A 25,220-nucleotide genomic window follows, 5' to 3' on the forward strand; every position below is an offset into this window, starting at 1 on the left:
CCAAATCAGTCGACTCCGCTTACGCTTACTGTTTTTTACCCGACAGGTCCAGCCCGTAGCTGAAGCGGGTATCCCTGGAGCGGACAATAAAACGTTCCAGCGGTTTAGGGCCGCAGCCGTATGATCCGACCCCCAGTGTCTGATGGGCAATGACCAGCACCGAAGCGTCAGGCTCTGGCAAATCAATTTTATATTCAACCGGTGTCATCTGCTCATCACTATACGGCAATGCCGTGAATTGTATATAGGACTGACCCACATGAAAAGCTTTCAGGCCTTTACCGGACATGCTGTCTGTCAGATTGATCCAACGGACATCTTCATGGTTGCCGCAATCCATCGGCTTTTCATAACCCGTCATCTGGGCCATAATGCTGCTGGAATAGTCCCCGACGTCAAAACCGGATTTACGGTCGGCGTAATTTTCCATAGGCCCCCGTCCCAGGTATTCAACCCGGTTGAGCGATTTATTTAAAAACAGCCGGACGCCCAGTCTGCCGAGTGCTATGTCCTGCTTGCTAAAATGGACTTTGTTGTCAGCCGTCAGCCGGCCATTTCCCTGGATCGTATATACCACCTGATGTTCTACACTGAAATTGTGATGACCTTTACCGGTAAGGGTAACAGAAAGCTGTACCTCAGTTGGCTTTTGCGCTATTATGTGGCATTCAACAGCTGTCCATTTCAAATCATCCAGTCCATAGGCTTTCCAGTCACCATAGGCCCACATGTCATCTTTTCTGTGCGGAGCCCGCCATAAATGCAGATAAGGACCTTTCGCCCCTTCTTTGAGCAGGCTTTCTCCCTGGCTGGTCATACGGGTAAATACACCGGCTTTCTTATCAAAATTCAATGTAAAACCCCGACCTGTTATCAGGATGTTATCTCCCTGTGTCTGTACTTTTAGCTGACCACTGACAGGAGGCGCTGCTTTAGCCACCGGAGTGCCCAGTTCAAATTGCTGACTGGCCACCTCATACCCTTTATTCGCCCAGAGCGCATCACTGCCCAGCTGAAAGGCAACGCGTACAAAATACGCCTTGCCAGGTTTTGCCTTTAATTTGTACGGAATCTTGACGTCCTTTTGCTGTCCGGGGGCCAGCGCCCCTATTTTTAATGGACCGCCGGCGACCTGATGGCCGTCTTCCGATAAGGCCCACGAAGCGGTGAGCTGATCCAGATCGGTAAACTGGTATCTGTTTTTAAGGGTGATCATCTGAGCCGCCGTGTCCTTTAGACGGATCGTTACCCATTGATAAGCATGCTTGAGTTCCGGATAATGGGGTTTGAGGCTGCGATCAGAAAAGACTACGCCTTTATGGATAAAATAATGATCGTTGGGTACTTCCCCAAAGCCGCCGCCAAAGGCTGTAATCGGATGCAGCGGGTCTCTTCTGTTATAGATACCCTGATCCTGCCATTCCCAGATGGCCCCACCCAAAAGCGCAGGGTACTTATCAAAAAGATCATTATAGAGATCTACGGACCCCATTGAATTAAACATCGCATGCGCATATTCACAAAGATAAAACGGTTTGGTCAGCCGGCTGTCTTTGGCATGATCTTCCACCCCATCCAGGCTGGTATACATTTCACTGTCAATGTCGGCCGGATTTTTATCACCGATGCCGAAGCCCTGGTAATGAGTTGGACGCGTCGGATCGATTTCCCGGATCCGGCTGAGCGCGGCCCTAAAGTTGGTGCCGCCGCTGCCACATTCGTTACCCAATGACCAGATAATTACACTTGGATGGTTCTTGAAGTTTTCTACATTGGCCACATTGCGGTCAATGATCGCCCCTTTGATCCTGGGATCCTCATTAAATTCATCCCAGGCGCCGTGACTTTCGACATTCGCCTCTGCCACCAGATAGATCCCATACTGATCACAAAGCTCATACCATCTGGGATCATCACTGTAATGACAGGTGCGGACATGATTACAATTGGCCTGTTTAATCAGTTCAATATCTCGGATCATCTGCTCTTCGGTGACAGCGTGGCCGTCATCCGGCCAGTTTTCGTGACGGTTAACGCCCTTGAGTTTAATGGGGACACCGTTTACTAAAAGTTCGCGACCCACGATCTTAATATCTCTGAAGCCCGTTTTGGCTGAGAGAATCTCTGCTGAAGTACTCTCCGGCGTCAATTTTAATACAGAAGTATATAAAACCGGCGTTTCTGCCGTCCATTTTTTAGGATCTTTCACGGTGATTGCTTTATGCAGTTCTACTTCCTGGCCTGGCCTGAGTTCCGGTACACTGACCGTTGTATTTTCACCTTTTATTTCCCGGTTGCCTTCATAGAGCTGCAAAGTGAGCTCTCTTGCAGGCTGGGTCCTGTCACTGAAGTTTTTCACTTTGGCACCCAACTCTAATGTGGCATTCTTGTATTGCTTATCCAGCCTCGTTTTAATAAAGAAGTCCCGGATATGCACTTTAGGGCTGCTCCAGAGCGTAACATTGCGGAAGATGCCGCTTAACCGCCACATATCCTGATCCTCCAGATAGCTTCCTGTGGTAAACCTGTAGACCTCTACGGCGATCATATTTAGGCCGGGATGCACATACTTTGTCAGATTAAATTCAGCCGCATTGCGGCTATTCACGCTATAGCCGACCTTCTGGCCATTGACATACAGGAAAAAGCCAGCGTCAACGCCGTCAAAAGTGACAAAGACCTCTCTGCCATCCCAGGTAGCGGGCACCTCAAAATTGCGGCGATAGCTGCCCACTGGGTTTCTCTTCTCATAGGTGGTAAAGCTGACGGGCGGCGTACTCATAACCTTTGGAAAGTCTTTTTGAAAAATATAATTGTAGTTACTATAGTTAGGTGTCCCATAGCCCATCACCTGCCAGTTAGATGGCACGGGGATATCTGCCCACCCGGATACGTCATAGCCTGGTTTATAAAAGTCCACCGGCCTTTTCTGTGGCCAGTCAACCCAGTTAAATTTCCAGGTGCCATTCAGGCTCCGCGCAAAGGTTGAATGACGGCGGTCGCCCTTTAAAGCTTCCTGCAAATTACCGTAGGGCATTAGGGTCGCATGGTACGGTTCTTTATTGATACCGAGACATTCGGGGTCCTGGATTTCCTTAGGTACGGCTGCCGTATCTGTCTGGCTGAACAGATGGCTGCCTGAGGAACCCTGAGAGCGGCCCTGCATAAATAATCCGCTTAATAACAGGGACGCGCCTGCTAAAAGACTTCTTGAGATAAATAACTGATGCATTTGCATGTAGTTTTCTGATTGGTTTATAGAAAAAGTGAGTGATAAGCTACTGTGTTTTTGCGTATTTTTATTTGCGGCCTTTTTAGTGCAAACCTTTGCATTGAAAAGGCCACAAATAAAAATAGTGATCTGGCAAGATAATTAAAAATCTCAAGGATGACGGCGCTGTTTCCATTTTCTGAAAGCTTCCCTAAGCCATTCAAATGAAAAGTCGCTTTTTTTCCACAATTATTCTATGGAAAAATGGTCGAATAAATCCGACATATGAAGCTCCTCCGGCGGACTATGAATGTTTGTTAAAAAGAGGGCTGGCAGGCATTATCCCCAACACATGATTATATAATGTTATCCTTATTTATGCCATTTTTATTCAATATACTGTTTTATGTTAAGCATATTTTGCACAAACTTGTTAAATTTTATTTTTTATTAACATAACTATTTAACATATCTTAGGGGAGCAATTGCATCAAAATCAGTACACTTTAAAACATTTTAATGTATGAAAAGATTGAACCCCACTGCAATGTTACTTTTCTTGCTTACATTTTGTTTTGCCATGAGTTTCCAGGCTTTCGCGCAAAGCAAAACCGTTTCAGGAAAGGTAACTTCAGAAAAAGGAGCGCCGCTCCCCAATGCCTCTGTTGAAATTCAGGGCAAAAAAGTAGGAACCACCACTGACGAGAGTGGGCAATATACGATTAATGCTGCCGTCGGCGATGTGCTACAGTTTTCTTCCGTCGGTTTCAAAAAAGCCACCTTCACTGTCGGGAACGATGCTGTGATTAATATGCAGCTAACACCGGTCAATTCAGATCTGAGTGATGTGATCGTCGTTGGTTACGGCACCATGCAAAAAAAGGATCTGACCGGAGCGGTCGCTGTGGTGGACATGAAAGAAGTCAAGGATCAACCTGCTGCGAGCCCTGTAGAAGCGATGCAGGGAAAGGCCGCCGGTGTACAGATCATCAATGATGGATCTCCCGGATCGACTCCCCAGATCCGTATCAGAGGTTTCAGTACGATTAATAACAACGATCCGTTGTTTATTATTGACGGAATGCCCTATACAGGGAAGCTAAGTTGGTTAAGTGCTGAGGATATTGAGACGATGCAGGTCCTCAAAGACGCCTCTGCCGCCTCAATCTATGGTTCCAGGGCCAATAACGGTGTTGTGATCATTACCACTAAAAAAGGCCGGGTCGGTCCGCCCAGGATTTCTGTTACATCTTATTACGGTGTTCAGGCGCCTAACAAAGGGACTTTTCCCCATTACCTCAATCCACAACAGTACGCTGATTATCTGTTTACGGCTGTAAAAAACGCCGGGATCCCCATTAACGAAAAGTCCGTGGGTGATAACTATGGCACAGGCGATGTGCCCACATTACCCGACTACCTGATTGCTGGCCCCGGGGATAACAAAGGACAGAATATAACACCGGCGCAGACAGATCCCTCTTTGTATCGTTACTCCCAGGACGCGTCGACCTTCTATCAGATCACCAAGGCCAATAAACAAGGCACTAACTGGTTTGAAGAAATCACGCATAATGCACCCATGCAGAGTCATGAAATGAGTATCATCGGTGGCGGTGAAAATGCCACCTATGCCATCAGTGGCGGCTATTTTAAACAAGACGGTACCGTAAAATATACCGGCTTTGAAAGGGCACAGATTCGCGCCAACTCAACATTCAAGACATTGAATGACCACCTGACCATCGGAGAGAATATGCAATATTCCCGTATGAAGTTTAATGGCTTTGCCACGAACCCTAATGTAGCGGGCAGCTATCAGGGAGAAGGTTCACCGATTGGCTGGGCCTATCGTATTCAGACCATCATTCCCGTATATGACATCAAAGGTAATTTCGCCGGTACCAGAGGCAGTATGCTGGGGAACGCAGAAAACCCGCTGGCTGTCCTGTACCGCGCCAAGGACAACATCAACAGCGATAATCAGTTCTTTGGAAGCGTTTATGCAGACCTGAAAATTGTCGAAGGCTTGAATTTAAAGACCACTTATGGTCTGCGGTATGATAACTATTCTTCGATCAGCATCGGGTACCCCAATCCTGAGTTCTCTGAAGGGAATTATGACAATAATCCGTTAAATGAAACCCAGGGTTATGCCAGTGAATGGACCTGGACAAATACCTTGACCTACAAGCATACTTTTGCCGAAAAGCATGACCTGACTTTACTGGCGGGAACAGAAGCGGTACAAAGCAACGGCAGGGTACTTACCGGGACCGGTAATAATTTCTTTATTTTCGGAGACATCAATTACTATTATCTGGATGCCGCCAGCACCAATAAATCCAGCGGAAGCAGCGGTTATAAATCTTCTTTGTATTCATTATTTGCCCGTGCGGATTATGATTATGCCGATAAGTACTTACTCAGTGCCACGATCCGCAGAGATGGCTCCTCCAATTTCGGCCCTAATCACCGTTATGGTAATTTTCCGGCCGCCAGTCTTGCCTGGAGAATTTCCAATGAAGATTTCATGAAAGGTGCTGACTGGATCAACGACTTGAAATTGCGTGTCGGTTATGGAGCCACCGGTAACCAGACCATTCCTTCTTTCCAGTACCTGCGTCGTTATCAGGCTTCACAGAACACCACCTCCTATCCTATCGGTGGTACAGATCTGAGCAGTGGTATCTGGACCAACAGCTATGACAATCCGGATGTTAAATGGGAAGCGCTGAAGTCCTGGAATGCCGGACTTGACTTTACCGTTATGAACCATAACCTGGACGGGTCTCTGGACTTCTACAACAGAAAGACTACAGATATGCTCTATCCGGTACCATTGCCGGCTCAGGCCGTCGGTGGCGGTGCTTCTCCGTATGTGAACATCGGTACGATGACCAACAAAGGGATAGAACTCGCCTTGAATTATCATTATCATCAAAGTGCCGGTAAAGACGCATTCAAGTTTGACCTGGGTTTTAATATCTCCAGAAATGTCAATAAACTGGTTTCTCTTGCACCTACCGTTGCAGAACAGATCTATGGTACCTTCAGAAGTATCAATACTTCTATTTTGAGAGCCGGTGAAGTATTTGGCGCCTTCTACGGATATAAAGTAACCGGTATCTATCAAAGTGAAGACGATATCAAAAACACGCCATCTTATGACGGTGCGCGCGTGGGCGGTCAGAAATATGCCGACATCAATGGTGATGGTACGGTTAATGCTGACGACCGCACCATTATCGGTAACCCGCACCCTGATTTTCTCTATTCTATCAGTTTTAACGCGAACTACAAGCGTTTTGATTTATCTATGTTCTTCAATGCTTCTCAGGGTAATGATATCTTTGACGCCACCCGCTATTATACAGATTTCAGCGCTTTTGATGGAGCCGTCAGCACGCGCCTGTTAGATGCCTGGAGTCCTAGTAATACGGGCAGTCATGTTCCGGCACCTTACAGAAACCCGTCAGCCATGGAACTGCAATCCAATAGCTATTATATTCAGGACGGCAGTTATTTTAGAATGAAGAACATTCAGTTAGGCTATACATGCCCGACAGAGAAATGGTTTAAAAACAAAGAGATCAGCAATCTTAGGTTCTACGTCAGCGCCACTAATCTGTTTACCATTACGGGGTACTCAGGGTTAGATCCTGAAGTAAGCCAGTTCTCCAGCACCTTCTCTGCTCCTGGCGTAGATCTGGGCGTTTACCCGGCTTCCCGTCAGTTTATCTTTGGTATGAATGTCACTTTCTAAGCTTCCTTGAATCACATTAAACTCGTATTAATTATGAAAAAGATAAATCAAATAATTATTCCACTCTGCTTGATGTTCGCGCTTTTTTCCTGCGGCAAAGGCTTTTTGGAATCTACACCCAAGGCGCAGATCACGGACGATCAGCTACTGACCACCAAAGCGGTCAACAATGCGCTGGTCGGGGCATATGCATTAGTCAACGGCAATATCAATGGCACCTGGGGGAATTATTCCACGGCTCCCAGCCAATGGCTCTTTGGAGAAGTGGCCGCGGATGACGCCCATAAAGGCAGCAGTAATGCCGACCAGTCGCCCATGAATGATATTGAACTGCATAAAGTCAACCCTACCAATGATAACTTACCCACCATGTGGAATAACTATTATGAAGGGGTGATCCGGTGTAACCTGACATTAAGATTACTTGCCAAGGTTCAGGCAACGGATCAGGACGATAAGTTCTCTGATGAAGAAGCTAAGCTCATCGAAGCACAGGCTAAGTTTTTGCGTGCCCACTATTATTTCTTCCTGATCCGTGTCTTTGGCAATGAGATCCCCTATATCGATGAAAGCATTACCAGCACGGCAGATGCTGCCAAGGTGCCTAATGATGCGGATATCACGCCGAAGATTGAACAGGATTTACAATTTGCCGTAACCAATCTAACTTATGATAAACCTGGTGGTCAGGCTGGCCGGGTCGATAAATATGCCGCTGAATCCTACCTGGGTAAAGTCTACCTATATGAGAAGAAATATGATCAGGCATTGCCGCTGTTTAAAGATGTCATCACGCGCAAACCAGCGCTGACCAGTATTCCTTTTACGGACAATTTTGACGTGAATAAGGAAAATGGTCCCGGCAGCATCTTCGCTGCTCAGCATCTCATTAACCCGGACGGTTCCGGTGATAATGGAAATATAGGTGATATGCTCTCCGGCTTTTATGGGAACGCGCCTGTCAACTGCTGCGGTTTCTTCCAGCCGTCTGTTGATCTGGCCAATGCTTATAAAGTAGATGCCAATGGCTTACCTTATCTGGATCCGGCAGATTACCGTGCGAATCCCTATAAATCTGATGTAGGCCTTTCAGGATCAGCCAAGGAAAATTATAAAGTAGACCAGAACCTGCGGGTAGACCCCAGACTGGATTATACGATAGGCAGAAGAGGGGTTCCGTTTAAAGACTGGGGCATCTTTCCAGGGGACGCCTGGATTCGTGAAGCAGCCTTTGGCGGTCCTTTTGTCTCTAAAAAGCAAATGATCGATAAGGCCGATTTTGGCGGCAATAGTGTTCCCGGTACCCCACAGATCACCAGCTTAAATGTCAATATCATTCGCCTGGCGGATGTATATCTGATGGCGGCGGAATGTGCTGCCCAGACAAACGATCTGACATATGCATTAAACAGGGTCAACGATGTCCGTAAAAGAGCCGCATTGCTGCCGGCGCTTAAAATCGGCGGTACACCTGCGGCCAAATACCTGGTCAAAACCTATCCATCTTTTGCCAGTAAGGAATATGCCATGAAGGCTATTGAAATGGAAAGACGGCTGGAGCTGGCTCTTGAAGGACACCGGTTTTATGATCTGGTCCGGTGGGGTATTGCTAAAACGGTGATTGAAAGCTACCAGAAATTCGAAACAAATTATGTGTCAGCTTCCCAGCCGCTCACCTTTGAGGACAGGGATAAGATCTTCCCTATCCCTCAGCAACAGATCGATCGTTCAGGTGGCGTACTACAGCAAAATATTGCTGGAAAATAGCAAGAGCGTGAAAGAATATGAGTTGATACATATGATGCAATTTAACGCAAGAAATCGGGGCTTTGGCCCCGATTTTTTTGGCCCTTATACACGCATCAATCTATCAATAGGCAATGCACATATTCTCATAGTAAGCATTGTAACCGGCGGTTCCTTTATGCAGTTTATCGCATGCAAGCAATTAAATGTTGAGTTTACCTCTGAAAGAATATCGTTTGTGTACGCTATCAATTTTCGATCTACGAATAGAGGCAAAGAATCCTGGTATTGAATATTTCTATGAGGTGATCGGACTAGTTATAATAGGGATCAGGAAAGAGGACATTTTTCTGATGGATCTTTATATGCGTTGATGATGGATTAGGCTACTTCTAAAAGTAACGAGTTGGAACCGGCCAAAACTATTTAATGCTATCAGTGGGCTAAAATCCACTCTGCAATATCTTCGGTGACATTACCAGGTATATGTTTCTGCCCTACATAATCTTTGGGACCCGGTGTTCCTTCGCTCGGCATAAAAATATGAGACAACTCCGGATAGCTCTTGAAACGGATATTCGGCATACCTTTGGTCGCGCTTTTCCATAAGTTAAAATCCGTCATCCGGACTTGGTAGTCCTTTTCTCCTTGCAGGATCAGAACGGGCTGGGACAAACTTTGAATGATCTGTAACGGTTTGTAGGATCCGAGGGATAACCAATAGCTCGCTTTTTGATTCAAGGGCAACGAATCAGGCAAAGAGTTCTCATTGAAGGCCGAGCTGTGCAGATAATTTACTTTTTTTCTTATTATTTGTAGCGCCTGGTTCCTTTTTTTATCTGGTAGCAAAGAATCCAGATAGATGGCTTGTTCGAGGAGCAAGTCCTCAATTTGTCGAGCGGGCGCTGCCAACATGACTAAGCCACTGAGTACCCCATCCGCTTTTTGAGCTATTCTGGGGGCCATCAGGGCGCCCAGGCTGTGCCCGATTATATACAGTTTGTAATTGCGAAAACTGTCATTTGCATGGAAATAGCCAATGATATTTAAAACATCATCTGTTACTTCATCATCTACGGTAAAATTCTGAGGTAATGAACCTGGATCTACATAGGTTCTTTTATCGTATCTGTAAGAGGCGATGCCTTTTTTTAATAATTCATCTGCCAGATCCCGGAAAGGCTTAATCTGTCCTAATGTTTCATCCCGGTCGTGCGCGCCGGAACCATGGACCAAAATAACCAGCCTTTTATGGTTGTTTTTACTGGGAATAAGTAAGGTGCCTGGCAATGTCAGATTGCCCGATTGTATATTGTACGTGTTGGGGTCATTTGCAGAATAACTGTTTTTGGGATGTGGCGTCAAAAACAGGCCAATGACTTTTAAGTCCTTATTAATAACTGTTTTAAAATCCAGGCTGTCTTTTGCAAATCCACAAAAAACATAACAAGCCTGATTGCTCAGTTCCGGTTTTAAAGTTGTCGATATGATTTTTTTAAAATCCCCCAGTTTTTGAATAATGCCTTGTCTCAATTGTCCCAGCATAGCCGATGTTACCTTATTCTTAAAAGAGCTGTCCGCATAACTGAGTGCCTGGTCATAATTTCCTTGCATAAAGGCATTGACAAATGCGTTAGCATTATCCTGTGCTGTCTGCGCGAAGAGTATTATTGGAAAGAGCAGCACCAGCAATAAAAGTTTCAGTTTCATAAGGTATTATTTTAGATGAATGCAATGGATAATAAACAGAGATGTGGCCTCCGCCATGATCATTACGGCAATAAACGACCATATGGCTTTTTGGCCTTTGATATTTAAACAAATCCGGTAGCTGTTGTAGTAAAGAGCAATGGTCCAAATAATACATAAAAGGGAAAAAGTAGAAGCGATATAAAATCCCGCCGTAAAGTGAATCTTGGACAGATTGCTCAGTGCCGCGGTGTCAATATAAGGAATCGCAAAGGCCGCAATGGCAATCAGCAATAAAGGAAATCTGCTAAGCAGCGTAGTTCCGGCTATATCTATCCATCTGAATCTTGTTTTAGTGAAAATCAGGCCGGCTAATCCAAAATAAATAACCAGACATAGCCAGGCAATGACATAATAAAACGCGTAAGGCCAGATCGTCGAAAATGGGAACACGTGAAAATCGATGACGCCATTAAATACACTATGACTATAAAATGATATCAACAATGTTAGAAAGGTAATTACGATACCCATATTGAGGGCTCTTGTTCCGGCTATTTTTTGAAAAGGGTTAAAAATAGAAACCATGATTAGCCCTCCAAATTTTTTATTTTTTCAATAATATCATCCAATATATTGCGCACAGTAGGATAACTGAGTTTCATTTGTTCCGCTATTAATTTGATGCTGCCGCTGGCCTTGACAAATTCAAGAATGAATTTCTGATCATCGGCCGTTAAATGTATCAAATCCGGTAGCTGAAAGTCCCCCATTACTTTAGTCTGGCAATATTGACAATTGAGTGATTCAACATTTAGGTGGCCGTTGCAGCTAGGACAGTAAATAGGTAACTTTTTCTCCATTTCGGCTCAAATATACTAATATTTATCAATTTTATTTAACTATAGTTTAATAAAATTAATTTTTTTATTAAATAATTTGAATTATAGTTAAAACCCATTTCTTTAATATTTTAGTCTATTATTTTTTAAGACCGCTCATGAAAGAATCCCCTGATGTCTTTTGCTAGGAGACTGGGTTGTTCCATTGCTGCAAAATGTCCGCCGTGTGGCATTTCGGTCCAATGCTCAATATTAAATCCTTTTTCTATATAGGAACGTGGCGGTGTAGGGAGTTCCTTTGGAAATTTTGCAAATGCCACCGGAATACTTACAAAATCATGCTCTCCAAATATGAGTGGATGTAGGCTGTTTTCATGATAAATACGGATAGAAGAGTGAATTGTCTGTGTAATCCAATATAAAGTAACATTTGCCAGTAATTCATCTTTTGAGAAGACTTGCTCAATATTGCCATTATTATCCCTCCAACTGTTAAACTTCTCAATTATCCAGGCACATAATCCGACGGGTGAATCATTTAACCCATACGCCAATGTAATGGGTTTTGTAGCATGCTGGTAAGCGTATGCGCCTTCCTTTGCAGACCAGCCATTTGCAACTTTTTGAAAATGTTTTACTTCCTCTGGGAGCAACGTATTATCTTTAAGGAATGGTTTGTACGATCCTGAAATATAGTTAAGATGCAGTCCTATTATATTTTCAGGATGTTTTAACGATAACCATGTGCTGATGCCGGAACCAATGTCTCCACCCTGACAACCATATCTTTGGTAGCCTAATTCAGTCATTAGTTTATGCCATAGTTCAGCCACAAAAGCGCTATTACATCCCGGTTCTGTTGCTTTGCTGGAAAAGCCAAATCCAATAACACTCGGGATCACCAGATCAAAGGAGGTATGCTCATCATTCGTTAGCAACGGAATCAGTTTCATCATTTCAAGAAAGGATCCTGGCCAACCGTGCGTAATGAGTAATGGAATCGACTTTTTCCCCTTTCCCTTGATATGCAAATAGTGAATTTTATGCTCCTCAATTTCTGCTATGAAATTGGGATAGGTATTAATTTCACTTTCAACCTTTCTCCAGTCAAAAAAGCTGGCCCAGTAATCCGCCAATTCTTTCATATAAGAAAGGCTCGCTCCATGGTTCCATCCAGAATCCATTATTTCATCCGTCCAACGGGTATTTTTAATTCTTGATTTTAGATCATCAAGAGTTTTCTGAGAAGCGCTGACTGAAAATGGTGTTATCATAATAAAAGATAATTTGTAAATGTAACAAAAAATGGAAACAGTCAGAGGGGCCGGCTGTTTCCATTTTGAGCGAATGAAATTAAAAACCATACATGCCACCCGAAACCGATATTTGTTCTCCCGTAATCCATGCTGCATCATCGGAGGCAAGGAACACGGCAGCTTTCGCAATATCTTCTGGTCGACCTCTGCGGCCAAGCGGCGTATTTGCAATAAACATTTTCTCGTACTCACTGCCGGCCGTAACACCTGCACTTCGGGCACCTTCCGTATCCGTTGCACCCGGCAGGATGGAGTTGATACGGATGTTCTTGGCGCCCAATTCTTTCGATAATGATATGGTTATTGCATCCAGAGCGGCCTTAGTTGAAGAGTATAATGAAGCCGACGGAAGTGGATATTTGCTTGCACCCGAACTAATATTGATAATATTACCGCCCTTACTTTCAAATGATTTCAGTGCGATCTGAATTGTCAGTATCGGGCCTAAAACGTTGACGTCAAAATGCTGACGAAAGGCCTCTACCGACACTGCTTCAATAGGTAAATACTGTTGAAACACGGCATTGTTCACTAAAATATCTAAAGTGCCAAAAGCCTTTTCTGTTTCTTCAAATAGCCTAAGAACATCTAGTTCCTTAGAGATATCTGCTTTCACGGCAATAGCCATGCCACCATTGTGGTTGATGGTTCTTACTACTTTATCCGCTGCTTCTTTACTCGATGCGTAATTTACAACAACTTTTGCACCTTCTTCTGCAAAATGTTTTGCTATGGATGCGCCTATGCCTTTAGACGCCCCTGTAATTATCGTTACTTTATTCTTTAGTTTCATTTTTTTTTATCATTTAAATTTGTAAATGGATACTATTATGGAAAGCTAATGGGTTCCATAACTTACTGATAAGGTTGTGATAGCCCCGAATCTCTGATAATTTATAATCATGCGATGCATTAGTTAGCCTTGATCAAGTCCTTGAAGATAAGTTGCCCCCAGGTATTACCGTATCCATGTACAAGCATCCCTCCTTTTGAAAGCGCGCCAAGATCAATCGGCGCAAAACCAAGACCTTCTGCAAGTCTGCCGATTTCTGCCGCCGCACTATCATCGTCGCTTGTTAAGAAAACAACTCTTTTACCTCCTGGTACGGCGGGGTTCTGGCTAATGATGGAAGCGATCAAATGATTGAATCCCTTCACCAGCTTAGATCCGGTGAACGCATTTTCTACGACCTTGGCGGAAGGTAACCCTCCCAACTTCTCAAGAGGTACACCGTACGCGTTCGTCACATCCACGATAGTTTTACCTTCCCAGCTGGGGAGTGCCTTTGCAACATCTGGGTGCGACTCGAAACGGACAGCCAGGAAGATGATATCTGCCTTGACGGCTGCTGCGAGCGTTGTGGGGATAATTTCCGGTCCGATGACGGCCGCTTCGGCTGCAAAAGCTTCCGGCTGGCGGGTCGTCGCAACGGATACCTGAATATGATTACGTGCGAAGGCTGTGGCCAGTGCCTTGCCAACGCTGCCGAAACCAATTATTGCGTAATTTTTTCCTTTGTTATCTGATTTATTCATTTTGAAAATTTTTAATAATTAAATGGTATTGGTGTATGTTCATATCTGGTTAGAAAGTGATTATTTAGCTAGATAAGTCATGCCCCCATCAACAATTAGTTCCGCGCCAAGCATAAAGGCTGAATCGTCAGAAGCCAGAAAAAACAGCGGTTTTCCCGATGTCAGATGGCTGACCGATCCTGCCTGTTGGCATTACACTGGCAAAATGTTCTTTTACAGCCTCTATCTGTTCTGTGGGGACGAACTTTTCAAATGCCGGTGTATCTGTCGTACCCGGTGTTATGACATTCGCCCGGATTCTCCTGTCTAAAAGGTCGTTTGAAAATGCTTTTGCGAAATAGATTACGGCTGCTTTTGCGGCACCATAAAGCCCAAATGAGGGGTATGCCCGATGGGCGGCATTTGAACCGATAAGAATAATGGAGCCACCGTCATTCATATATGGAAGTGCTTTATTAACAGTAAAATAGACACTCTTTAGGTTTAAATCCATTGACTGGTCATAATCGGCTTCAGTGGTATCTGCCACTGTGCCATTTATCCCGCCGCCCGCATTCGCAACGACGATGTCTATTTTGCCAAATTTATCAGAGGTTTCCTGAAACACCTTCTCCAGGCCCGTCAGGCTAGTTACATCCGCATTGATGGCAATAAAGTCGCCGCCAAGCTGATGCGCACTACTGGTTAATGTTTTCTGGTTTCTACCGACTATAGCACCCTTTGCACCCTCACTTTTGAGTTCCTGGGCAATGCCAAATCCGATGCCGCTATTACCACCTGTAATTACGGCTATTTTGTTTTTTAATCTAGTCATGTTTTTATATTATTTTAAATTGTTTCACAAAGATACTATTGATGGTATCTAAAATATCCTATATTTGTATTATCTAGTACCCAACAGGTAACTAGTTTTAAATACGTATAAAATGAGAGATGAAAATTTTTGCAGATCACAATGTCCATTTACTAGAGCTATTGGTACAATAGGTAATAAATGGAAGCCTATAATTATTAATGTAATTAAGGAACGACGGCTGCGTTTTGGACAATTGGATGCCATTATTCCGATGATAACGCGCAAAGTATTAACCCAGCAATTGAAAGAAATGGAAGAAGATGGCATTATCCAACGCATTGCTTATAAAGAGCTGCCTCCTAGAGTAGAATATTCACTTACGGAAAAGGGCTTAGCTTTCTTGCCTATTCTGGAACAAATAAAAGAATGGAACTTAAAATATGAAACAGATCCAATATTCGGAGCAACAGCTTAAAACGCAGTAGTCGATACTTATATCAGCATATATAATTCATATTGTCTGTTTCGTATCACACTTCAATAGTGACTCGCCTCAACACAATAGCAGAAGCTTTGGACGGATAATGGATTAAAAATTCTCCGTTATGTAAGCAGGACATGCGTTGCACTTATTGTATAGTCTCCGAAAATGTTATTATAGCGCAAATGATCAATGTTCCTAAAACGGATTGTTGTAGAAGCGCTTGCTTAGCTGAATTTCTTAAAGTACTGAACTGCGCCCTTTAAAAAAAAAATCGGGGCATTGCCCCGATTTCACTATAATCTCTTTTACTCACTTAAGGTTCGGATTCTTCTGAATTTCATTGAACGGAATCTGAAACAGAAGATCCTTCTCCTGAAAGGGCTCCAGACGCGTCGGCGCCTTGTAGCCAATCAGGTTTACTACTTTATTGTTTACCACGTCGAAGGCTTTGCGTGTTCGGACCATATCATACCATGTTTTAAATTCAAAGCAAAGCTCCCAGAAGCGCTCTTTATAAACCTCATTAAAACTGATCGATCCGGGTTTGTGATAATCAGATACCGCCCTGTGATGCACGAGATAATAAGCATCAATGGCAGCTGGGTCGGAGGTCTGTCCGCCGTCGGCCTGCGTTTTTGCTTCCGCGCAGTCAAGCAAAACCCCGGCGTAGCGGATCAGTGAGAAATTCGCACCGGATTTTCCCGTGCTCTCCGCAGCCTCATCCCAGTATTTGTAAATATAGGGTTGCCTGAATTTAATGATTTGACCCGGATCTCCGTATTTTTCATGTTCGGTATAAAAGAATTGCTGATTATTTTTGCGGCTATCATCCGGCGCGTAGGATTGATAAAAAGCCATACTGGGGGCGAGTCCTCCCCCACCGGTATAATTGACAGAGATGGGCGCTTCCGGGTAAGGCATGAGAAAAAAGTGCATGATGTTATTGGAGTTCTGTTCATTATGTTGCAGCATAAAGATATGCTCACCTGTATTCTGCAACGCGGGGTCGCGAAGATCTGAATAGTGATTAAACAATGAGAATTTTCCACTTTGAATCACTTCCAGGCTCTTTTCATACGCTTTCTGATAATAAGGCGTTCCCTTGCTAAGTGGGAACCCCGCCATTGTAATATAAACATGTGCCAATAGTGATTTAATGGCACCCATTGTCACATGGCCTGACTTATCTGTCCAGGGAAGCCCCGAGGCTTCCGCCGCCTCGAGGTCGCTGACAATCTGATCATAAATCTCTCCCTCGGTGGCTTTTGGAAGTTGAATATTCGTAAGATCGGTTGTAGGCGTAGTTTTTAAAGGTATGCCTCCAAATAACCGCACGCCTTGAAAATAATACCAGGCTCTTAAAAAGTACAGCTCTCCCAAATACTTGTTTTTGGCCTCATCGTTTATAATCGTGGTCTTGGAAATATTTGCAATGGCACTGTTACAATTTTCAAGCGGGTAATAGGTGGCATTCCACCAGGTCTGATACCGGCCGTCCGTGTTGATCAGGTTTTTCATATCCAGCCAGGCCTGGTCAGCGCCGTTTCTGGGGCGGACACTATAGCCTGTAATATATTCCAAGGTAAAGACAGCACTGACGCCGACACCGATATCTGCGGTAAACATATCATCAAGCCCTAAATAAGCCCCATTGACAGCGGCCCGGATCTGGGATTCAGTTTTATAATACGCATTGGTGCTGATAAAGCCTGTTGGCTTCTCTTCCAGAAACTTATTACAAGATGCTAAAAGGCCTGCAAGTGTGAACAATAAACAAAGCTTTTTTATATTGATTTTCATGGTCTCTTTTTTGAGTGTAAAAGAAATGTCCTCTGGGTAGGGTTAAAAAGTAACGTTCAGATGTAAGGCAATGACTTTGGGCTTAGGATAGCCATATACATCGACTCCCTGGTTTAGACCTCCTCCAAAGGAAGAAATTTCAGGATCGTAGCCCGTATAATCGGTAAAAAGAAAATAATTCTCGGCATTGATGCCGACGCTTAATTTTGTCAGATGCCATCTATCCACGAGGCGCCGATCGAAGTCATAGTTTAAGCCAATATTTCTGATACGCACAAAGGACCCGTCATGGATCGTGAAATTGTCAATGCCCATGGCACTATTTTGTTCCGCAGTAGTCCTGAGTGCACCTAAAATGGTATTTTGATGCGCTGGTGTCCAGCTATTCAATATACTCGTGTAGCTATTGACATTTGGGTTATCCCCTTCAATAATAAAACGGCTGAAGTCCATGATCTTATTGCCCTGCATGGTTTGTACGTCAAAAAACAGTGTGAATTGCTTATAACGGAGTGTACTGGTCAGGTTCATTTCAAATCTCGGCAGCTTATGACCGAGATAATCCTGGTCATCTCCATTGATAGCGCCGTCATTATTTTTGTCCAGATATTTAATATCGCCTGGCTTACGGCCGTATTTAGCAGCTTCGGTGGACTGGTCCGATCCCCAGGTACCGATGCGGGTATATCCATAGAATTCATCCATCTCCCTGCCCTGTTCAATTCTTCCTGCCCATTGCCCGAGGATATCCCCGTTAATATCCAGTACCTTGGAACGATTCATTGAATAATTGAGCGAAGTGGTCCAGTCCCAGTTTTCTGTCACGATATTGCGGGTGGTCAGGGCCAGTTCGATACCGCGGTTGCGGATGGATCCGATATTGTCCCATGTCGTCTGGTAACCGGTTGTGGCGGGTAATTGCTTGAGATATAACAGATCTGTTGTACGTTTACTGTAATAATCGGCGGTAAGCTGGATTCTGTTGTCAAGAAATGCCGCGTCAATGCCGACATCAAACTGGTTTTGCCGTTCCCATTTCAGATCATTATTACCCAGGTTGGTCAGGACGACAGCAGGCTGCCCTGTGCCGTCAAAGACCGCCACCTGACTGGAGAGCTGATTGAGTGTCGCATAGTTGCCTATCTCCGAATTGCCCACGACTCCATAGCTGGCCCGGATCTTCAGATCACTGATCGAAGACTTCACGCCCTGAAAAAAATCTTCATTGGAAATACGCCAGGCCCCGGACAGGGAATAGAAAGTGCCGTACTTATTATTTTTACCAAATCTGGAAGAGCCGTCCGCCCGAAGTGAACCGCTCAGAATATAACGGTTATCATAGTTGTAAGTCGGGCGGAGGTAATAGGAATTGAGCTGATATTCCGCCTTGGAAGAATTCGGCTGTTCTATGACAGTCCCTGTCTGCAAACTGTTATAGGTGAAATAGTCATCAAAAAAATTCTCGGCCCCTGCCTTCGTGGAAGAGCTGACATTATAATACCAGCTTGCTCCTGCGATGACGTTTAAATGGTGCTGGCCGAAGTTGTTATTATATGAAAAGTATTCTTCATTGGTCCAGCCTGCACTTGTACCATTCGTTCTCTGCGCTATGCCGTTTTGAGTTTCCGAGACGCCAAATACCGTTTTACCTGCATAGTAATTCTCATAGGGACCGGCGTACTGGCCGCCCCAACTGGTGGTGAAGTCCAGCTTTCGACTGAAATGAATCGTGGCGATGAAGCTGCTCTGGGCATAGATATTCCCCTGGATATCCTTGATTTCACCTAGCAGTTTGACAGGATTCTCTGAATTCTCTGCCCCTGGATAATCCCCTTTACGTGAATAAGTCCCATCCTTATACCTGACCGGCAAAAATGGCAGGAACTCATAGGTTTCCCGGATGGCATTTAACCCCAGCGTATTCATTTCCACGTTATTGCCTTCGAAGGCGCCGGCGTTGATATTGGCTTGCAAATGCAGCCAGGGCTTTACATCCCATCCGATATTCAAATAACCATTAATTTGCTTCTGATAGCTGTTGAGCATGATCCCCTGTTGATTCTTATACGACAGGTTCGCCATAATATCCATTTTATCTGTCCCTCCCGAAAAGGATAGAGAGCTGTTGATCGAATAGGCAGCTCTGGTAGCTTCCTTTTGCCAGTCAGTATTATATCTGGGTGTCCCGTCCGCGTTAAATAGTTCATCCTTTCTGGCAAAATCATTATCAGGGTCTAAGTGAGGCGCTAATTTATCGCTGTAGGCATACTGTCGCCGAAGCATCTCCAGCGCGCCTTCTGCATCCAACAGTTTCAGTTCTCTTTCCAGCGTTCCTATACTGCTGGTGTGATTGAAACTGACCAGCGACCTGCCCCTGGCTCCTTGCTTTGTGGTCATAATAACAACACCATTCGCGCCACGGGCGCCATAAATAGCAGAGGCAGCTGCGTCCTTTAATATGTCTATTGATGCAATTATATTCGGATCTATCGTTGTGGGATCCGCTCCCACAATGCCATTGATGACATACAGCGGTTCATTGGACGCATTCAATGACCCTGTACCCCGTATTCTGATGGTCGGGGCTCCCCCAGGTTTTCCGGAATTCTGAAAGATACTCACGCCGGCAACCTTTCCCTGGAGTCCCTGGATGACATTTGTGGTGGTTGACTGTTCTGTCAGCTGAGCCGCGTCGACAGAAGCAATTGCAGTCGTCAGGTTCTTTTTTTCCACCGAACCGTAACCGATAACGACTACATCATTTAATGCGTCGACTTCTGCGGCGTACAAAACGATCTGCAGCAGTTTTTTCCCACCTACCGCTATATGCGTCGCTGTGTATCCGACATATCGGATCTGCAGGGTGTCATCTTGCCGGACCCTGATGGAAAACCCGCCCTGCGCTCCGGTGATCGCAGAAGTCTTGTTAAGCAGACTCTGTACTGTTGCGCCTGCAAGCGGTTTACCCGTTGAATCTGTAACTGTACCGGTAACTTCGTACGTTCCGGGTGGCTCCTGACTACGGGCCACCAGCGAGATCAAAAACAACATAGCTAGAAAACAATACTTCATGGCTTATAATAATTTTTTAATGAGTGGATGCGGTGGTCAGTAGGTGGCCACTTATTCCGTTTTTTGTCACATGACCGGTATGCTTCTTTTGTGATATTCGGTTTATTTCCCTAATGTGTGTTATAAGGAACGCCTGAATGGCTGTAATTTCGACACATAGCTTTAACGGTGACCGCCATTGTGCAGCCATATTTTTTCATCATTAAACGTAAATCACAAAAAGGTCAAAAAACACCAAAAAATTACCAGTTTTCAAGTGGCGGATTTTTGGGTATTATGTTACTTTCGTAATGAGAGCTGACCGTTTGCCTAATATTTTGTTCTAAGCAGTATCCTGGTTTTTTGATGCAAAAATTGTCAGAAAAAATTTCCTCTATTTAGGTATTATCATGCAGGCATAAAAATAGCCTGTCAGCCGGCTTTAATAACATTAATATTGAAGCCGGCTGACAGGCCAATTGCTTTTTTCTTTAATCTTTCAAATGGCTATCTGCCTTAGATTTGATGTACAGGACAAAGAGACTGCTATCGACATACGGAATCTGTCTATAACCTTATCAACCGGGCTACATATCCGCCGCCTTTTGCCATCCGGATCGTTATTGTTGCCTCTGGGTTTACTTGCAGCGTTTTCATCTGGAAGTCCTTGGCATTACGGTCCGCATTAGGCCCGTCCTGCCACAAGATCATTTTATAATTTCCTTTGGGAAGGAAGTCCAGCTTTATTTCGAAATCCCTGGGTTCCCAATCTGTCATGGCTCCAATATACCAGTCATTATTCAATGCCTGGCGGGCAATCACGACAGATTTTCCGACCTCGCCTGCCAGTGGGACGGTGTTTTGCCAGACCGTCGGTACGGCCCTTAAAAACTCCATGCATTTTGGAGAACGGATATAATGCGTAGGCACGTCGCTGAGCATTTGTAAGGGGCTTTCATAAATGACATACATGGCCATCTGATTGCACCGCGTACCGAGCGTCATGGGTTCTGAAGGCACGGCTTTAAAAGCATCTTTTTGTACATTGCGCATTCCGCCCGGTGTGAAATCCATTGGACCGGCCGCCATACGGGTATAAGGCAGTGTCGCTGTATGTCCCGGTGTGATCCAGTCGGTAAATTTACTTAGCTCATTGCCAAGGACTCCTTCAGAGGTCATCACATTCGGATAGCTGCGAATAAGCCCCGTCGGCTTATAGGCGCCGTGAAAATCCACCAGGATCTTACGGGCGGCAGCGGCTTTTGCCACTTTTTCATAATAGTCTACCATCAGCTGGTCATCCCGTTGCATAAAATCAACTTTTATACCCTTGATACCCCACGAAGCAAAGCTATCCAGTGCCTGGTCCAGTTGCTTGTCCAGGGTCAGCCAGCTGGCCCAGAGTATAAGCCCAACATTTTTTTGTTTCGCGTATCTGGCCAGCATCTCTACATCTATATCCCTGGATTGCTTGAGCAAATCCCTCACGTCACACCAACCTTCATCCAGCAAAACATATTCAATGCCGTTTTTGGCCGCAAAGTCTATATAGTATTTATACGTATCGTTATTAATACCCGCCCTGAAATTCACATTATACACGTTATTGAGATGCCACCAATCCCATTGGACTTTGCCGGGCTTTACCCAGCTAAAATCACCATCTGCCGGGCGTGCCAGATTATAAACCATCTGGTTGGCAAGAATATCCTTATCTTCTCTGGCCACCATCAATACCCGCCAGGGGAAGTCTCTGGCGCCCGCCGCCTTAGCAATAAAGTCAGCCCTTGCCTCGACGTGCACATCTCTGTCCCCCGCCTCTTTGAGGCGGGTAGGAAAATGCGGAAAAACGCCTTTTAAGCCGCCTCTGCCTGTGCCCCTGACCCACATTCCGGCATAATCGAATAAAGAGGACTCTGTCAGTAAAAGCTGAATGCCGCCGGCTTCCATCAGGACAGGTAAGCTGGCCAGTTTGCCGGATCGAATACTGTCCACCGGCCAGTGGTGATAAAATCTTTCGTTACCGGAATAAAAACCCTCTTCGAGGGCGTACCAGAGACTGTCGCCGGCCTTCAGGCCTATTTCAGCCTGCTCACCTACGATATGATAAGCGGTGTTATAGTCCCTGGATGGAAGGGTACTCCACCGCCAGGCGACCCCGTTATTATATACCCGCCAGGTGAGTCGTAAATTATTTTTAAAAGCAATGGTAAGCTCATTGCAATGATTGATTACGACAGAGGATTTTTGAGCAACGACAGGCTTCAGCCGCTCATCAATGATTTGCTTATGGCTGTTTTTAACCTGCCAGCCGGGAGATTTTGCCGCCGCCTCTGTTGTCGTCTTGTTGGTCCTAAAACTGAGCACGGCCGGAGAGAGGATCGGTTTGCCGTCAACCGTGAGATCATAAGTGATTTCACTTCCGACCTGAAGATTGACCTGCAGTCGTCCATCGGGAGAACTGATCTGATACTGCTTTTGCTTTGTTCCCTGTGAGGTGTTTTGTGCAAATGCGCTCAGGGTAACCGTGGATAAAATAAAAAGGAACCAGTTGCCTAAAAACTTTTTTTTCATGAATACATTTTTTTAATCCCTAAAATTTGTTTTAACGCATAGCGTGTCAGGTTCGTTGAAAAAGCATTACCTGTTGCTATATCAGTCGAAAGAAGGCGGTACCGGTAATCCGTTTACGCCCCAGTGCCTGTTGGGCTTACCGGACAGTTTAAAGCTGAGGTTCGCGCCGTCGCTAAGCGTTTTCCACTGGATCCAGGTGCTGTTGTAGGGATGGCCATTGAGTTGCATTGCCTGGATATAGGGCTTATCGGGACTGCCGCCACTAATCGATAATAAACCGCCGGGCAGGTGTACGCGGATCTCATTGAAAAACGGGCTATGGACAGAAAAACCGCCTACGCCGGGTATTTCCGGATAGAGACCTATGCAACAGAAAACGTAATAGGTTCCCATTGCCCCCAGGTCATCATTTCCCGGTAATCCGTCTTCTCCGCTACCGTATGCTTCCTTGATAATGCGGTGCACCACGGCCTGCGTTTTGTAAGGTGCGCCCGCCCAGTTATAGATCCAGGGAATACCAAAACTGGGTTCATTGCCGCTGGCAAACCATTCTTGCCCATAATTGGCGTCCAAACGGACAAAAAGGCTGTCGAGCCTCGCCTCGGCTGCTTTGTTGCCACCGATTGTGTCAATCAGGCCCCTGAGATTGAAAGGCACCATCCAGAAATAATTCTTGTAGGTGGACTCCCGCCAATCTTCATAATAAGGTTTCCAGCTGCCGTCCGGATTCCTGGATTGTAACCATGTGCGCTGCGGATTGTATAAGTTCTTCCAGCTTTGCGCCCTTCCCAGAAGTCCGCCACTCAGGTACTGATCATCTGCCGCAGCGAGCGCAAACCTGGCAATGGCAAAATCCGCGCTGTTGTATTCCAGCTGAATGGAAGCGTCATAATACCCTTTTTTAAGATACTGGCCGAGTCCGGGCCTTGTGAGAAACTGCTGCGCGTGCGCGGTGGAATCTGTGGCGCCGTGCAGCATGATCTTCAGAAGCTTCCTGGCGTCGTAGTTTCGGGCGCCAAAAGCATAGGCATTCGCCACCAGGATACTGGACGGGTCACCCTGCATAATACCGGTTTCCTGATTGGCCAAAACCCAGCGGGGCATACCGCCGCCTGCCTGCTGTGCAAAATCACCCAGCGAAGCAACAATGTCGGAGGTTTCGACAGGCGCCAGTATACTTAACAGCTGAATCTGGGTACGATAGGTGTCCCAGTTGCTGAAAGAAGTGTATTGCGGCCGCGAAGAGCGGTGAACTTTATTATCGGCACCCATGTATTCCCCGTTGATATCGGAGCAGATATTGGGGTGTATAAAACTGTGATACAAATGGGTGTAAAACTGCGTGATCCTGGAAGTATTCTTTGTCGAGGAAAGGTCTTCCTTCACCTCTATTTTGGACAGATAACTGTTCCATGCCGCCTCTGCCCGCGCCTTCCACTGATCAAACCCCCATCCATGATCTTCTGCCAGAAGATTCTGTCGGGCATTGTCTACTGAGACATAAGAGATGGCTATTTTATATTTTACCTGCCGGCGATCCTTTTTAAGGTCAAAAGTAAAATAAGCCCCGGTGTTGATTCCTTCGACAAAATCGCTGCCCGGTCTCAGTTGCTCTCCTTTCCAGGTGCCATGGGCGGAGGGTTGAATGTCGAATTCAGCGACAAAGTAAACTTTATAGGAAGCATTGACACCACAAAACGAACCGCCCATAGCGTATCCCTCAATGCGCCGGCCGTCTTTAATGGCCAGGGCTGAGGCGGACAGGGGCGTTGAGGCGACACCGCCGCCGACGATAATCGTTGCCTGACTGCTGTCCCCGTTAAAGACAAAACGGGCTAACCCACAACGCTCCGATACGGTTAAGCTGGTCCGGATATTTCCCTGGACCAGTCCCTGGTAATCGCCTGCCGTCCCGGATTCATTTGTAACGGGAAGGCGCAGGTGCTTAATATTTTCAGGAGAGAGGCGAAGCGCTCCGTTCAGGGGCAGTACCGGAAAGTTTCCCATATTTTCACAGCCGGCGCCGTTTAGCTGATTGATGACAAACCCTCCCTGTCTGGAAAAATACGTCCTGGTAAACTGTACCATTCCAAAAGGATAGGTTGCTCCGGGAAAAGTATTGCCGGCGGCGGTGTTGCCGATCTTTGTATCTACCAGCCTTGCGTAGTTAAGCTTACAGTTTTGAGCAAAGCCTGTGTTTTTGCTGACCTGCCGCTGCGCCCGTGAAGGATTTATTGTCACAAAGAGAACTGTGAGCAACAGCATGAGCGAAGCGTAGAGAGAACATATAGAAGGCTGTCCTCTATTTCGGCGGGGGGAGCTGTATGGAGATATACGAAAAATCAATACTTTAACGGCTTTTGGAAAAAGAAGTTTCATTAGTTCAATGCACGGTTTAAAAGTTTGATG

At 45.4% G+C, this 25,220-nt stretch carries 15 protein-coding genes; 3 read left to right on the forward strand and 12 right to left on the reverse strand.

Annotated features, from left to right (window positions below):
- Positions 1–25: 25 nt before the first annotated feature.
- Positions 26–3,232, reverse strand: coding sequence for a glycoside hydrolase family 2 TIM barrel-domain containing protein (locus tag K9M52_RS17930; protein ID WP_224069813.1), 3,207 nt, complete (start codon positions 3,230–3,232; stop codon positions 26–28).
- 502 nt (positions 3,233–3,734) lie between these two features.
- On the opposite strand from K9M52_RS17930, the gene K9M52_RS17935 reads away from it, so the two are divergent.
- Both K9M52_RS17935 and K9M52_RS17940 read left to right on the forward strand, forming a co-directional pair.
- Entirely contained in the window at positions 3,735–6,977 is a 3,243-nt protein-coding gene (locus K9M52_RS17935) for a SusC/RagA family TonB-linked outer membrane protein (RefSeq protein WP_224069814.1), read from the forward strand.
- Between the two features lie 33 nt (positions 6,978–7,010).
- Positions 7,011–8,744: a RagB/SusD family nutrient uptake outer membrane protein gene (locus K9M52_RS17940; protein ID WP_224069815.1), complete on the forward strand. Its 1,734-nt coding sequence runs from the start codon at positions 7,011–7,013 to the stop codon at positions 8,742–8,744.
- A 414-nt stretch (positions 8,745–9,158) separates the two neighbouring features.
- Here the strand turns inward: K9M52_RS17940 and K9M52_RS17945 are convergent, their stop codons facing one another.
- The 7 genes from K9M52_RS17945 to K9M52_RS17975 all read right to left on the reverse strand — a co-directional run bounded on the left by K9M52_RS17945 (position 9,159) and on the right by K9M52_RS17975 (position 14,920).
- Complete coding sequence (locus K9M52_RS17945; protein ID WP_224069816.1) at positions 9,159–10,433, reverse strand: alpha/beta fold hydrolase; 1,275 nt, start codon at positions 10,431–10,433, stop codon at positions 9,159–9,161.
- A 6-nt stretch (positions 10,434–10,439) separates the two neighbouring features.
- Positions 10,440–11,000 carry a hypothetical protein gene (locus tag K9M52_RS17950; RefSeq protein WP_224069817.1) on the reverse strand — a complete coding sequence of 187 codons (561 nt, stop codon included), beginning with the start codon at positions 10,998–11,000 and terminating at the stop codon, positions 10,440–10,442.
- Between the two features lie 2 nt (positions 11,001–11,002).
- A complete protein-coding gene (locus K9M52_RS17955; protein WP_224069818.1) occupies positions 11,003–11,275 on the reverse strand; it encodes a DUF2089 family protein in 273 nt (90 codons plus the stop codon).
- A gap of 125 nt (positions 11,276–11,400) precedes the next feature.
- A complete protein-coding gene (locus tag K9M52_RS17960) occupies positions 11,401–12,528 on the reverse strand; it encodes an epoxide hydrolase family protein (protein ID WP_224069819.1) in 1,128 nt (375 codons plus the stop codon).
- A gap of 79 nt (positions 12,529–12,607) precedes the next feature.
- Positions 12,608–13,363: an SDR family NAD(P)-dependent oxidoreductase gene (locus K9M52_RS17965; RefSeq protein WP_224069820.1), complete on the reverse strand. Its 756-nt coding sequence runs from the start codon at positions 13,361–13,363 to the stop codon at positions 12,608–12,610.
- 119 nt (positions 13,364–13,482) lie between these two features.
- Entirely contained in the window at positions 13,483–14,106 is a 624-nt protein-coding gene (locus K9M52_RS17970; RefSeq protein ID WP_224069821.1) for an NADPH-dependent F420 reductase, read from the reverse strand.
- 127 nt (positions 14,107–14,233) lie between these two features.
- A complete protein-coding gene (locus K9M52_RS17975; RefSeq protein ID WP_224069822.1) occupies positions 14,234–14,920 on the reverse strand; it encodes an SDR family NAD(P)-dependent oxidoreductase in 687 nt (228 codons plus the stop codon).
- A gap of 112 nt (positions 14,921–15,032) precedes the next feature.
- Between K9M52_RS17975 and K9M52_RS17980 the strand changes: the two genes are divergently transcribed.
- Positions 15,033–15,377, forward strand: a complete 345-nt coding sequence (locus K9M52_RS17980; protein WP_224069823.1) for a winged helix-turn-helix transcriptional regulator — start codon at positions 15,033–15,035, stop codon at positions 15,375–15,377.
- Positions 15,378–15,695: 318 nt separating this feature from the next.
- Here K9M52_RS17980 and K9M52_RS17985 read toward each other — a convergent pair whose 3' ends face one another.
- The 4 genes from K9M52_RS17985 to K9M52_RS18000 all read right to left on the reverse strand — a co-directional run bounded on the left by K9M52_RS17985 (position 15,696) and on the right by K9M52_RS18000 (position 25,190).
- Positions 15,696–17,186 carry a RagB/SusD family nutrient uptake outer membrane protein gene (locus K9M52_RS17985; protein WP_224069824.1) on the reverse strand — a complete coding sequence of 497 codons (1,491 nt, stop codon included), beginning with the start codon at positions 17,184–17,186 and terminating at the stop codon, positions 15,696–15,698.
- Between the two features lie 42 nt (positions 17,187–17,228).
- Positions 17,229–20,258 (reverse strand): SusC/RagA family TonB-linked outer membrane protein, encoded by a 3,030-nt coding sequence (locus K9M52_RS17990; protein ID WP_224069825.1) that lies wholly within the window; start codon positions 20,256–20,258, stop codon positions 17,229–17,231.
- Between the two features lie 546 nt (positions 20,259–20,804).
- Positions 20,805–22,811 carry a glycoside hydrolase family 97 protein gene (locus tag K9M52_RS17995; protein WP_224069826.1) on the reverse strand — a complete coding sequence of 669 codons (2,007 nt, stop codon included), beginning with the start codon at positions 22,809–22,811 and terminating at the stop codon, positions 20,805–20,807.
- 81 nt (positions 22,812–22,892) lie between these two features.
- Positions 22,893–25,190 carry a GH92 family glycosyl hydrolase gene (locus tag K9M52_RS18000; RefSeq protein ID WP_224069827.1) on the reverse strand — a complete coding sequence of 766 codons (2,298 nt, stop codon included), beginning with the start codon at positions 25,188–25,190 and terminating at the stop codon, positions 22,893–22,895.
- Between the last annotated feature and the right edge of the window lie 30 nt (positions 25,191–25,220).

Origin of the sequence: Arachidicoccus terrestris, assembly GCF_020042345.1 — a bacterium.
Lineage (GTDB): Bacteria > Bacteroidota > Bacteroidia > Chitinophagales > Chitinophagaceae > Arachidicoccus > Arachidicoccus terrestris.